Raw genomic sequence first — 13,210 nt, forward strand, 5'->3', positions numbered from 1 at the left:
ACGTTTTGACACAAAACAGAAACATTGGTTTCTAATAGATCCTATCGATGTGAGCGTTCTCCTGCGGACGAAATTTCGGGCTGAGGTGTCAGCCGCTTCGTCATGAATCGGTCGTACGGCGCCGGCATCGTGCAGATCTGCGGGTGGCGTGCAGCTTCCCGCCCCGTTCACAATCCGTCGAGGAGACAACGTCCATGCCAACCACTCTTGCCGCCAAGGGCGCACCCCCGGTCGCCGCGCGGCCGATGACGCCGGAGGAGCGAAAGGTCATCTTTGCGTCCTCGCTGGGCACCGTGTTCGAGTGGTATGACTTCTACCTGTACGGATCGCTGGCGGCCATCATCGCCAAGCAGTTCTTTGCGGGGCTGGAGCCCACCTCGGCCTTCATCTTTGCGCTGCTGGCCTTTGCGGCGGGTTTCATCGTGCGGCCGTTTGGCGCGCTGGTGTTTGGCCGCCTGGGCGACATGATCGGGCGCAAGTACACCTTCCTGATCACCATCGTCATCATGGGCCTGTCCACCTTCGTGGTGGGCGTGTTGCCCACCTACGCCAGCATCGGCGTGCTGGCGCCCATCGTGCTGATCGTGCTGCGCATGCTGCAGGGCCTGGCGCTGGGTGGCGAGTACGGCGGCGCGGCCACCTATGTGGCCGAGCACGCGCCCAACGGCAAGCGCGGGGCCTACACGGCCTGGATCCAGACCACGGCCACGCTGGGGCTGTTCTTGTCGCTGCTGGTGATTCTGGGCGTGCGCAACCTGATGAGCGAGGAGGCTTTCAACGATTGGGGCTGGCGCGTGCCTTTCATCGTCTCGATCGCGCTACTGGTGATTTCGGTGTGGATTCGGCTGTCGATGAACGAGTCGCCCGCGTTCCAGAAGATGAAGGCCGAGGGGCGCACGTCCCGGGCCCCGCTGACCGAGTCCTTCGGCCACTGGAAGAACCTGAAGATCGTGCTGATCGCGCTGTTCGGCCTGGTGGCGGGGCAGGCGGTGGTCTGGTACACGGGCCAGTTCTACTCGCTGTTCTTTCTGACCAACGTGCTGAAGGTGGACGCCACCACGGCCAACATCCTGATCGCCATCGCGCTGCTCATCGGCACGCCGTTCTTCGTGGTTTTCGGTACGCTGTCGGATCGCATCGGACGCAAACCCATCATCATGGCCGGCTTGCTGTTGGCGGTGCTGACCTACTTTCCGCTGTTCAGCGCGCTGACCTCGGCCGCCAACCCCGACCTGGCGTTGGCGCAGAAGAACAATGAGGTGGTGGTGACAGCGAGCCGGCGCGGCTGCTCGTTCGGCGGCAACCCGGTCGCGCGCGACATCGACTTTCGCAGCTCCTGCGACATCGCCAAGCGCTTTCTGGCGCAAAACTCGGTCAGCTACACGAACGCCGTCGGTCGGGGGCCGGCCACCGTCAAGATTGGCGATCGGCTGATCACCGCACCCGATGGGCGCGTGGTCAACCACAAGTTCGACGCCGAGAGCGCCGCCGCCATCGCCGCCTTCAAGAAGGAGGTGAGCGCCGCGTTGAAGGAGGCCGGTTACCCCGCCCGGGCCGACCCGGCCAAGATGAACAAGCCGCTGATGGTGCTGATCCTGGTGGTGCTGGTGATTTTCGTGACCATGGTCTACGGGCCCATCGCGGCGGCGCTGGTCGAGCTGTTTCCCACCCGCATCCGGTACACCTCGATGAGCTTGCCCTACCACATCGGCAACGGCTGGTTTGGCGGCATGTTGCCCACCATCTCGTTTGCCATGGTGGCCGCCAACGGCAACATGTACCACGGCCTGTGGTATCCCATCGTGATCGCCGCCGGCACCTTCGTCATCGGCATGCTGTTCTTCCGCGAGTCCAAGGACGTGGACATCTACGCCAGTCGCTGAAGTCGCCCAAGCCGCCCGCAAAAAAACCGCGCCTCGGCGCGGCTTTTCTCGAGGACGTCGTGGCTCAGACCAGCAGCGCATTCACGCGGCGCACATAGGCGGCCGGGTCGGCCGGCAGTCCACCTTCGGCCAGCAGCGCCTGGTCGAACAGGATGTGGGCCAGGTCGTCGAAGTGCGGATTGCCATCGAGCTTCTTCACCAGTGCGTGTTCGGGGTTGATCTCCAGCACCGGCTTGGTGGTGGGCACGCTCTGGCCGGCCTGGCGCATCAGGCGCTCGAACTGCAGGCTCATGCCGGCGTCCTTGACCACCAGGCAGGCGGGTGAATCGACCAGGCGCGTGGTGACGCGCACGTCCTCCACGCTGTCCTTCAGTGCCTCCTTCAACTGGTCGATCAGCGGCTTGACGGCTTCGGCGGCTTGCTCGGCCGCCTTCTTCTCGGCTTCGTCCTGCAAGTCGCCCAGATCGACCGCGCCCTTGGCCACCGACTGCAGCGGCGTGCCCTCGAACTCGCGCAGGAAGGACAGCGACCACTCGTCCACGCGGTCGCTCATCAGGAGCACCTCGATGCCCTTCTTGCGGAACACCTCGATCTGCGGGCTGTTCTTGGCGGCGGCCAGGGTGTCGGCGGTGATGTAGTAGATGGCCTTCTGGCCTTCCTTCATGCGCGCCTTGTACTCGGGCAGCGAGACCGTGACGGCGTCGGTCGTGGTGCTGGCATAGCGCAGCAGCTTGGCGATGCGCTCGCGGTTGGCGGTGTCTTCACCCAGGCCTTCCTTCAGCACCGCGCCGAACTCGCGCCAGAACGTGGCGTACTTGTTGTCTGGCGCGGGCGCGGGCTTGTCGGCGGCCTCGTTCTTGTCCTGCACGTCGCTGACCTGGGCTGCGTCGGCGGGCGCGGCGGCTTCGGCCTTGGCCAGGTCTTCCAGCAGCGCCAGCACGCGGCGGGTATTGCCTTCGCGGATGGCGCGCACGTCGCGGCTTTCCTGCAGCAGCTCGCGGCTGACGTTGAGCGGCAAGTCGGCCGAATCGACCACGCCCTTGACGAAGCGCAGGTAGCGCGGCAGCAGCTGCTCGGCCTCGTCCATGATGAACACGCGCTTGACGTAGAGCTTGACGCCGGCCTTCTTCTCGCGGTCCCACAGGTCGAAGGGCGCGTGGCTGGGCACATACAGCAGTTGCGTGTATTCGGTGGCGCCTTCCACGCGGTTGTGCGTCCACGCCAGGGGCGGCTGCCAGTCGTGCGCGATCTGCTCGTAGAACTGGGTGTACTGCTCGTCGGTGATGTCCTTCTTGGGCCGCGTCCACAGGGCGGTGGCCTGGTTCACGGTTTCCCAGTCGCCGGTTTTCACCATCTGGCCGGGCTGGCCTTCTTGCTTGCCTTCTTCCCATTTCTCGCCCTCCATCTGGATGGGCAGGGCGATGTGGTCGGAGTACTTGTTGATGAGTTCCTTGATGCGCCAGCCGTCGGCATATTCCAGCGCATCGTCGCGCAGATGCAGGGTCACGCTGGTGCCGCGCTCGGCTCGCGTGATGGTCTCGACCGCGAAGTTGCCGCTGCCCTCGCTGCTCCAGCGCACGCCCTGCTCGGGCGGCAGGCCGGCGCGGCGCGATTCGACGGTGATGCGGTCGGCCACGATGAAGCCCGAGTAAAAACCCACGCCGAACTGGCCGATCAGCTGCGCGTCGGCTTTCTGGTCGCCCGACAGCCGGCTCATGAACTCGCGCGTGCCGCTCTTGGCGATGGTACCCAGATGGGCAATGGCCTCGTCCTGGCTCATGCCGATGCCGGTGTCGGTCACCGTCAGGGTCTTGGCCGCCTTGTCAAACGCAATGCGCACGCGCAGCTCGGGCTGATCGCCGTACAGCGACGCATCGGCCAGCGCCTCGAAGCGCAGCTTGTCGCAGGCGTCCGAGGCGTTGGAGATCAGCTCGCGCAGGAAAATTTCCTTGTTGGAGTACAGCGAATGCGTGACCAGGTGCAGCAGCTGGGCGACTTCGGCCTGGAAGGCGTGGGATTGTTGGGTCATGGGTGAATGGTGATGCGAGTGCCTGGAATCAAGGGAAGGCCTGCGTTCACGGGCAGGCAAAACCGACAATTATGGTCATTGCCAAGGCTTTCAAGAGGCTGTGTCGAGCCATGGATGGTGCGGCCGAAAATCGATATGCTGCGGCTCTCAAACCATTCCATCCCTTGATCGAGGAGCTCCCATGCGTACTCATTGCATTCGTGCTGGTGGCTTGGCTGTGGCCATGTGGTGCCTTGCCAGCCTCGCGCATGCGCAAGTGATTGTGGACACGGCGCAAGTGCAGGACGCCCTCAAGCGCTCCGTGCAGGTGTGGGACGTGCGCCCAGACAAGGACTTCGCCAAGGCCCACCTGCCCGGTGCGCTGTCGGCCGGTGATGCAGCCGCCGTGCTGCGCGACGCCAACGCGGAGGACTTCTTGCCGACCGAGGAGGTCGCCAAGATCCTGGGCGCGGCCGGCATCGACCCCGGGCGGGAGACCGTCGTGTATGGCAGCCGCGGCACCTGGAACGCCTATTTCGGCCGCTACGCCTTGCGCTACTTCGGCGGCACCAGGGTCACCGTCTATCACGAGGGCATCGAGGGCTGGCAGGCCGCCGGCCTGCCGGTGGAGGCGGGCGCGGCCAAGGCCACGCCCATCGCGCTCGCGCTGGCGCCCAACGCGGCGGTCGCCGTCAGCACGCAGGAGGTGTTGGCACGCGTGGGCAACAAGGACGTGCAGATCGTCGATGCGCGCACGCCCAAGGAATTTGCCGGCGCCGACATCCGCGCGCTGCGCGGCGGCCACATCCCGGGCGCGGTCAACATCCCCTACGAGATGAACTGGAGCGACCCCGAGACCTTGCAGAAACTGGCGCAAAAAACCGTGGGCGACAGCCGCGGCATGTCGCTCAAGCCCACGCCCGAGCTGCAAGCCCTGTATGCCAAGCTGGACCCCAACAAGGAGACCGTCGTGTATTGCCAATCCGGCGCGCGCGCCAGCGAGACCGCCGGCGTGCTGGAGCAGCTGGGCTTCAGGAACGTCAAGGTGTATGACTCGTCCTGGCTGGGCTATGGCAACAAGCTGGATGCACCGGCGGCCAACGAAACCATCTTCAACGTGGGCGCGCTCAACGGGCGCATCGCGGCGATGCAAAAGCGCATCGACACGCTGGAGAAGGAACTGGCCGCGACGAGGAAATGAGAGCCGGCTTCGGAGGGTAGCGGGCGGCCCTGGCCACGGCTGGCGCTCGTCAGAACGTCTCGCCCGGCCCCAGATACCGCCACTGCCCCACCGGCAACTGCCCCAGCTGCACGCGCCCGATGCGCACGCGCTTGAGGCCGGTGACGTGCAGGCCGACCTGCTCGCACATGCGTCGGATCTGGCGCTTCTTGCCCTCGTTCAGCACAAAGCGCAGTTGCTCGGGGTTTTGCCAGTCCACCTGCGCGGGCTTCAGCGGCTGGCCGTCCAGACTCAGGCCGTGGCGCAGGCGCGCCAGCTGCGCGGGCGGGAAGGCGGCCTGCACGTTGACGGCCACTTCGCCAAAACTCACGCGCACCAGGTATTCCTTGTCCACCGTCGAGTCTTCGCCGATCAACTGGCGCGCCACGCGGCCGTCCTGCGTCAGCACCAGCAGGCCCACCGAGTCGATGTCCAGCCGGCCGGCCGGCGCCAGGCCGCGCAGTTGCGCCGGGGCAAAGCGCGTGCGTGATGCATCGCCCCGCCAGTGGCTTTGCGCGTGGATCAGCGTCACCGCCGGCAGGTGGCCGTCCTCGGCCTGGCCGCTGACGTAACCCACGGGCTTGTGCAGCAGGATGGTGACGCGCTGCGCCTGCGCGGCATCGGCCTGGCGATCGACCGTGACGTGGTCGGCCGCCAGCACCTTCAGGCCCATCGGCGCCACCTGGCCGTTCACGCGCACCCAGCCGCGCTCGATCCACTCGTCGGCCTCGCGGCGCGAGCACAGTCCCATGTCGGCCAGGCGCTTGTTCAGGCGCACCGGCGATGCGCCGTCCGCAGGCGTCGGCTTGCCCGCGGCGGGCGCGGGGGCGCGGCGCCAGCGCGGCGCGGGTGCAGGGGAGTCGGGCATGACGATGCTTCTGTATTGATAGCTGCTTGCGCCGATGACTCAAGCGCCAGAGCCTGATTTTATTCTTGACTGAAGGATGTGCGCCGTCAAAAGTCCGCGCGGCGCAGCGCCTGCGCCTGCACGATGCGCAGCCCGCCGTATTCGATGCGCAGCACGCCGCGCGCCTGCAGCGCGGCCAGCGCCTCGTTCACGCGCTGGCGCGACAGGCCGACCAGGTAGGCCAGCTCCTGCTGGGTGATGCGCAGCACCTCGCCCACGCCCGGAAACAGCACCGGGTTGACCAGCGCCGCCAGGTTGCGCGCCACGCGCTGCTCCGGGCTGGCGGCGCGGCCCACTTCCAGCGCGACGATGAACTGGCCCAGCCGCTCGTTGAGCTGGTTCATCACGAAGCGGTTGAAGCCGATGGAGTGGTCCAGCAGCCAGTGAAAGGTGTCCACCGGCAGGCCGGCCACGCGGCTCTTGCGCAGCGCCTGGATGTTGTAGCGGTAGCTTTCGCGCTTGAGCACCGTGCCTTCGCCGAACCAGCCGCCCGCTGCCAGGCCCGAGTAAGTGATGGCGCGGCCGTCGTCGGTCACGGTATTCATTTTCAGCAGGCCATCGATGATGCCGAACCAGTAGGTCACGGGCCGTCCGATGCGGCACACCAGGTCGCCCGGCGCGGCCTCGCTCACGCGCAGCTCGGGCACGATGCGGTCGCGTTCGTCGGGCAGCAGGTGCGCCAGCCAGGGGACGGCCTGCAACTCGCTTTCGGTGAGCAGGCGACGCCGCTCATGCAGGGAGGATCCGGCATTCATGTTCGGGAAAAACCTGATCGAATTGGGCATCAATTGTCGTCCAAACGACAACAAGACGTCAAAGCATCGATTTACGATTCGCATCAAGTTCGAGCCTTGGCCGTGCGCCCGGGCCCCCCGTGCAAGGAGACCCCCGCCCATGACGGCGACCTTTCCCCAGTTGTTGCAGCAACACGCCCGCCAGCGCCCGCAGGCGCCGGCGCTGCGCGAGAAAGAGTTCGGCATCTGGCAGACCTGGAGCTGGCAGCGCGCGCTGGACGACACGCGCCACATGGCGCTGGGCCTGGCGTCCTTGGGCTTTGGGGCGGGGCAGAACCTGGCGGTGGTCGGCGACAACCGGCCGCTGCTTTATCTGATGTTCGTTTCGGTGCAGTCGCTGGGTGGCGTGCCGGTGCCCATGTACCAGGACGCGGTGGCCGCCGAGATGGCCTTCGTGCTGCGCGAAACCGAGGCGCACTTTGCCTTTGCCGAGGACCAGGAGCAGGTGGACAAGCTGCTGGAGCTGCGCGCCGGCGAGGGCGATGCCGCCGTGCCGGGCCTGGCCCACATCATCTACGACGATCCGCGCGGCCTGCGCAACTACCGCGACGCCGGCCTGATCAGCGTGCAGGACCTGATGGCGCTGGGCCGCCAGTTCGAACAGCAGCATCCGGACTACTTCGAGCAGCAGATCGCGCGCGTCAAGCCCGGGGACACGGCCATCATCCTCTACACCTCGGGCACCACCAGCCGGCCCAAGGGCGTGTGCCAGACGCACCAGGCCTACATTGCCGCGGCCGAGGGCGGGGTGGCCGTCGACAAGCTCAGCGGCGCGGACAACGTGCTGTCCTACCTGCCGCCAGCCTGGGCGGGCGACTTTCTGTTTTCGGTGGCGCAGTGGCTGGTGGCGGGCTTCACCATCAATTGCCCCGAAAGTGCCGAGACCGTGGCCATCGACATGCGCGAGATCGGCCCCACCTATTACTTCGCGCCGCCGCGCGTGTTCGAGGGCATGCTGACCTCGGTGTCCATCCGCATGGAAGACGCCGCGCCCATCAAGCAGTGGATGCACCGCAAGTTCATGGAGGTGGCCCGCCGCGTCGGCGCCGACGTCCTGGTGGGCAAGCCGGTGGCCCTGGGTGATCGCCTGTCGTACGGCCTGGGCAATCTGCTGGTGTACGGGCCGCTGAAGAATGCCATGGGGCTGTCGCGCATTCGCGTGGCTTACACCGCCGGCGCGGCGATCGGGCCCGACCTGTTCCGGTTCTTCCGCTCCATCGGCGTCAACCTCAAGCAGCTGTATGGCCAGACCGAGACCTGCGCCTACGTGTGCCTGCAAAAGGATGGTCAGGTCAAGCTCGACACCGTGGGCCAGGCTGCGCCCGGCGTGGAGCTCAAGATTGCCGATGGCGGCGAGGTGCTGGTGCGCAGCCACTCGCTGCTGACCGAGTACTACAAGCGCCCCGAGGCCACCGCCGAGGTGCTGGATGCCGAGGGCTTTTTTCACACCGGCGACGCCGGCGTGATCGACGCCGACGGGCACCTGCGCATCATCGATCGCGCCAAGGATGTGGGCCGGCTCACCGGCGGCGCCATGTTCGCGCCCAACTACATCGAGAACAAGCTCAAGTTCTTCCCGCAGATCAAGGAGGCGGTGTGCTTTGGCGACGGGCGCGATCGGGTCTGCGCGTTTCTGAACATCGACTTCGACGCCGTCGGCAACTGGGCCGAGCGCAAGGGCCTGCCCTATGCGGGCTACGTCGATCTGGCCGGCAAACCCGACGTGCTGACCATGATGCAGGAGTGCGTCGAGAAGGTGAACGCCGAGCTGGCGGGCGAGGAGGGCATGCAGGACACCCAGATCGCGCGCTTTCTGGTGCTGCACAAGGAGCTGGACCCGGACGACGACGAGCTCACGCGCACGCGCAAGGTGCGCCGTGGCTTCGTGGCCGAGAAATACGCCGTGCTGATCGACGCGCTGTACGCTGGTCGCGCCGAGCAGTTCATCGAGACCGCGGTCAAGTTCGAGGACGGGCGCGCCGGCGCGGTGTCGGCCACGCTCAGGATGCTGGACGCCAAGCGCTTTGCGGCGGTCAGGAAGGCGGCATGAACGACGCCGTGATTGCTCCTGAAACCGCAGCTGCCGTCGCAGGACTGGCGGGCGCTGCGGCGCCGAATGATGCCCGAAAAATCGGCGAGGTCATCCTCGACGTGAAGAACATCAGCCTGCGCTTTGGCGGCGTGAAGGCACTCACCGACATCAGCTTCAACGTGCGCGAGCACGAAATCCGCGCCATCATCGGCCCCAATGGCGCGGGCAAGTCGTCGATGCTCAACTGCATCAACGGCGTGTACACGCCCAGCGAAGGCTCGATCACCTTTCGCGGCCGCACCTTCAGCCACATGAACTCGCGCCAGGTGGCCGAGATGGGCGTGGCGCGCACCTTCCAGAACCTGGCGCTGTTCAAGGGCATGAGCGTGCTGGACAACATCATGTCCGGGCGCAACCTCAAGATCAGGAGCAACATCTTCCAGCAGGCGCTGCGCATCGGCCCGGCCGAACGCGAGGAGATCGCGCACCGCGAGTTCGTCGAGCACATCATCGACTTCCTCGAAATCCAGGCGCACCGCAAAACCCCCGTGGGCCAGTTGCCCTACGGCCTGCAAAAGCGCGTGGACCTGGGCCGCGCCCTGGCCATGGAGCCGCAGGTGCTGCTGCTGGATGAACCCATGGCCGGCATGAACGTCGAGGAGAAGCAGGACATGAGCCGCTTCATCCTGGACGTCAACGACGAGTTCGGGACGACGATCGTGCTGATCGAGCACGACATGGGCGTGGTGATGGACATCAGCGACCGCGTGGTGGTGCTGGACTACGGCAAGAAGATCGGCGATGGGACGCCGGACGAGGTGCGCAACAACGAAGACGTGATCCGCGCCTATCTGGGCGCGGGGCACTGAGGGCAGGGCATGGGATTTTTCCTCGAAACCTTCATCGGCGGCCTGATGACCGGCATGCTCTACGCGCTGGTGGCGCTGGGCTTCGTGCTGATCTTCAAGGCCTCCAGCGTGTTCAACTTCGCGCAGGGCGTGATGGTGCTGTTCGCGGCGCTGGCGATGGCGCGGCTGTCCGAGTGGATTCCGCTGTGGACCGGCCTGGACAACAAGATCGTGGCCAACGTGCTGGCCTTCATCGGCGCGGCGCTGATCATGTTTGCCGTCGCCTGGCTGATCGAGCGCCTGGTGCTGCGCCACCTGGTCAACCAGGCCGAGACCACGTTGCTGATGGCCACGCTGGGCATCGCCTATTTTCTGGAGGGCGTGGGTCAGTCGCTGTTTGGCAGCGACATCTACAAGATCGACATCGGCATGCCCAAGGACCCGATCTTCGTGCTGGACAAGCTGTTCGAGGGCGGGGTGCTGATCAACCCCGACGATCTGATCTCCGCCGGCATCGCCGCCGCGCTGGTGGTGGTGCTGGCGCTGTTCTTTCAAAAGACCACCACCGGCCGCGCGCTGCGCGCCGTGGCCGACGACCACCAGGCCGCGCAGTCGGTGGGCATTCCGCTGGCGCGCATCTGGGTCATCGTGTGGTGCGTGGCCGGCGTGGCCGCGCTGGTGGCCGGCATGGTGTGGGGCAGCAAGCTGGGCGTGCAGTTCTCGCTGGCCACGCTGGCGCTGCGCGCGCTGCCGGTGGTCATCCTGGGTGGGCTCACGTCGGTGCCGGGCGCCATTCTGGGCGGTCTCATCATCGGCGTGGGCGAGAAGTTGTCCGAGGTCTATCTGGGCCCCTTTGTCGGCGGCGGCATCGAAATCTGGTTTGCCTACGTGCTGGCGCTGGTGGTGCTGCTGGTGCGGCCGCAGGGCCTGTTTGGCGAAAAAATAATTGATCGTGTTTAACTATCAATTCAATAGCTGCAAGCGATTTGTTCACGCCGGCATCTGGCCCATTTGATTAAAAAACGCCATGTTCTACCGCGAAAACGGCCAGTTCAAGACCAGCTACCGCGCTGACCAGCAGATCTTCCCGATCCGCCAGGATCGCGTGGCCATCGCCCTGCTGCTGGTCGTGGCTTTCGTGGTGGTGCCGCTGACGGCCAGCAGCTACCTGTTCTCGGCCATCCTGATCCCCTTCGTCATCATGTCGCTGGCCGCGCTGGGGGTGAACATCCTCATCGGCTACTGCGGGCAGATCTCGCTGGGCTCGGGCGCCTTCATGGCGGTGGGCGCCTACGGCGCTTACAACATCATCATGCGCGTGCCCGGCGTGCCGCTGGTGGTGGCGCTGATCCTGGGCGGCGTGTGCGCCATGCTGTTCGGCATCCTGTTCGGGCTGCCCAGCCTGCGCGTCAAGGGCCTGTACCTGGCGGTGGCCACGCTGGCGGCGCAGTTCTTTGCCGACTGGATGTTTCTGCGCATCAAGTGGTTCACGCTGGACAACGCCTCGGGCTCGGTGGCGGTGCCCGACCTCACCCTGTTCGGCCTGTCGCTGGAGAGCGACGTGGCCAAGTATCTGTTCTGCCTGGTGGTGCTGGCGCTGGTGGCGCTGGCGGCCAAGAACCTGGTGCGCGGCGCGATCGGGCGCGAGTGGATGGCCATTCGCGACATGGACGTGGCCGCCGCCGTGATCGGCATCCGCCCGATGTACGCCAAGCTCAGCGCCTTTGCCGTCAGCAGCTTCATCATCGGCCTGGCCGGCGCGCTGTGGGGCTTCTTCTACCTGGGCGCGTGGGAGCCCAGCGCCTTCTCGCTGGACATCTCGCTCAAGCTGCTGTTCATGGTCATCATCGGCGGGCTGGGCTCGATCATGGGCGCATTTTTTGGCGCCGCCTTCATCGTCGTGCTGCCCATTGCGCTCAACCAGGGGCTGCCGCGCATCGCCGGCCTGTTCGGCCACCAGATCACCACCACCGCCGCCTCGCACGCCGAACTGATGATCTTTGGCGCGCTGATCGTCTGGTTCCTCATCGTCGAGCCGCACGGTCTGGCCAAGCTGTGGTCCACCGGCAAGCAGAAATTGAGGCTCTGGCCTTTCCCCCATTGATTTTTCACGTGAACCAACCAAGGAGACAAGCATGAAACGACTGAATCTGGCTTTGGCCTGCGCCGTGGTGGCTGCCGGCGGCGCACTGACTGCAACCGGCGCGTGGGCGCAGGCCCAGCAGTACATGCCGGTGCTGTCCTACCGCACCGGGCCCTACGCGCCCAACGGCGTGCCGATCGCCGACGGCATCGTGGACTACCTCAAGCTGGTCAACGAGCGCGGCGGCATCAACGGCGTCAAGCTCTTGATCGAGGAGTGCGAGACCCAGTACGACACCGCCCGCAGCGTGGAGTGCTACGAGCGCCTGAAGAACAAGAACGGCGGCGCCACCGTGGTGCAGCCGTGGTCCACCGGCGCCACCTTCGCGCTGACCGAGAAGGCCCCCACCGACAAGATCTCGCTGGTCACGCTGGGCTACGGGCGCAGCGAAAGCGCCGACGGGCTGATTTTCAAGTGGAACTTCCCGCTGGCCGGCAACTACTGGGTGGGCGCCGATGCCATCGTCCAGGCCATCGGCAAGCGCGAGGGCGGGCTGGACAAGCTCAAGGGCAAGAAGATCGCGCTGATCTACCACGACAGCCCCTACGGCAAGGAGCCCATCCCGCTGCTGCAAGAGCGCGCCAAGATGCAGGGCTTCGACTTGCAGTTGCTGCCCGTGGCCGCGCCCGGCGTGGAGCAGAAGGCGACCTGGCTGCAGGTGCGCAAGGACCGGCCCGACTACGTCATCTTGTGGGGCTTTGGCGTGATGAACTCCACCGCCCTCAAGGAAGCGCAGGCCACCGGCTACCCGCGCGACAAGATGTATGGCAGCTGGTGGGCCGGCGCCGAGCCCGACACGCGCGACGTCGGCGAGGCGGCCAAGGGCTACAACGCGGTGGCGCTGCAAAACAGCGCCGACCACAACGCCAAGGTGGCCAAGGAGGCCGTTGAAAAGCTCTATGCCAAGGGCAAGGGCACGGCGGCCAGCAAGGACGAGGTGGGCGACGTGCTGTGGCTGCGCGGTGCCATGAGCTCGATGGTGGTGGTCGAAGGCATCCGCGCCGCGCAGGAGCGCTTCGGCAAGGGCAAGGTGATGAACGGCGACCAGGTGCGCTGGGGCCTGGAAAACCTCAACCTCACGCAGGCCAAGCTGGATGCGCTGGGCTTTGGCGGCGTGCTGCGGCCGCTGTCCACTTCGTGCAAGGACCACATGGGCTCGTACTGGGCACGCATCGAGACCTGGGACGGCAAGCAGTGGAAGATCTCCAGCGACTGGATCCAGGCCGACGAGCAGATCCTCAACCCGATGATCAAGAGCCACGCGGCCAAGTACGCGGCCGAGAAGAAGCTCACCCCGCGCGACGCCGCGGATTGCGAAAAGTGACGCTGCAGGGCCTGGCGGCAGCTTCTGCCGCCAGGCGTTGTCGCCCGACCGT

The 13,210-nt window shown here is 66.0% G+C and carries 10 protein-coding genes; 7 read left to right on the top strand and 3 right to left on the bottom strand.

Going from position 1 to position 13,210, the window contains the following annotated elements; genetic code table 11:
* Positions 1–194: 194 nt before the first annotated feature.
* Entirely contained in the window at positions 195–1,883 is a 1,689-nt protein-coding gene (locus U1F38_RS00550; RefSeq protein WP_409985104.1) for an MFS transporter, read from the top strand.
* Between the two features lie 64 nt (positions 1,884–1,947).
* Here U1F38_RS00550 and htpG read toward each other — a convergent pair whose 3' ends face one another.
* Positions 1,948–3,912, bottom strand: a complete 1,965-nt coding sequence (gene htpG, locus U1F38_RS00555) for a molecular chaperone HtpG (protein ID WP_409985105.1) — start codon at positions 3,910–3,912, stop codon at positions 1,948–1,950.
* Positions 3,913–4,174: 262 nt separating this feature from the next.
* On the opposite strand from htpG, the gene U1F38_RS00560 reads away from it, so the two are divergent.
* On the top strand, positions 4,175–5,092 hold the full coding sequence (locus U1F38_RS00560; RefSeq protein WP_409985106.1) for a sulfurtransferase: 918 nt from the start codon (positions 4,175–4,177) through the stop codon (positions 5,090–5,092).
* 49 nt (positions 5,093–5,141) lie between these two features.
* On the opposite strand, the gene U1F38_RS00565 is transcribed toward U1F38_RS00560, so the two are convergent.
* The gene (locus U1F38_RS00565) at positions 5,142–5,978 is read right to left on the bottom strand and encodes a pseudouridine synthase (RefSeq protein ID WP_409985107.1); all 837 of its coding nucleotides are present in this window, start codon (positions 5,976–5,978) and stop codon (positions 5,142–5,144) included.
* A gap of 86 nt (positions 5,979–6,064) precedes the next feature.
* On the bottom strand, positions 6,065–6,772 hold the full coding sequence (locus tag U1F38_RS00570; protein WP_409985108.1) for a Crp/Fnr family transcriptional regulator: 708 nt from the start codon (positions 6,770–6,772) through the stop codon (positions 6,065–6,067).
* 139 nt (positions 6,773–6,911) lie between these two features.
* On the opposite strand from U1F38_RS00570, the gene U1F38_RS00575 reads away from it, so the two are divergent.
* The 5 genes from U1F38_RS00575 to U1F38_RS00595 all read left to right on the top strand — a co-directional run bounded on the left by U1F38_RS00575 (position 6,912) and on the right by U1F38_RS00595 (position 13,158).
* Entirely contained in the window at positions 6,912–8,861 is a 1,950-nt protein-coding gene (locus U1F38_RS00575) for an AMP-dependent synthetase/ligase (RefSeq protein ID WP_409985109.1), read from the top strand.
* A complete protein-coding gene (locus tag U1F38_RS00580; RefSeq protein ID WP_409985110.1) occupies positions 8,858–9,712 on the top strand; it encodes an ABC transporter ATP-binding protein in 855 nt (284 codons plus the stop codon). The genes U1F38_RS00575 and U1F38_RS00580 overlap by 4 nt, the downstream gene beginning before the upstream one ends.
* Positions 9,713–9,721: 9 nt before the next feature.
* The gene (locus U1F38_RS00585; protein WP_409985111.1) at positions 9,722–10,651 is read left to right on the top strand and encodes a branched-chain amino acid ABC transporter permease; all 930 of its coding nucleotides are present in this window, start codon (positions 9,722–9,724) and stop codon (positions 10,649–10,651) included.
* A gap of 67 nt (positions 10,652–10,718) precedes the next feature.
* Positions 10,719–11,795 carry a branched-chain amino acid ABC transporter permease gene (locus tag U1F38_RS00590; protein WP_409985112.1) on the top strand — a complete coding sequence of 359 codons (1,077 nt, stop codon included), beginning with the start codon at positions 10,719–10,721 and terminating at the stop codon, positions 11,793–11,795.
* Positions 11,796–11,826: 31 nt separating this feature from the next.
* Entirely contained in the window at positions 11,827–13,158 is a 1,332-nt protein-coding gene (locus tag U1F38_RS00595) for an ABC transporter substrate-binding protein (RefSeq protein WP_409985113.1), read from the top strand.
* Positions 13,159–13,210 lie beyond the last annotated feature (52 nt).

The sequence above is a fragment of the Ottowia sp. genome, from assembly GCF_046348305.1.
Taxonomy (GTDB): Bacteria; Pseudomonadota; Gammaproteobacteria; order Burkholderiales; family Burkholderiaceae_C; genus Ottowia.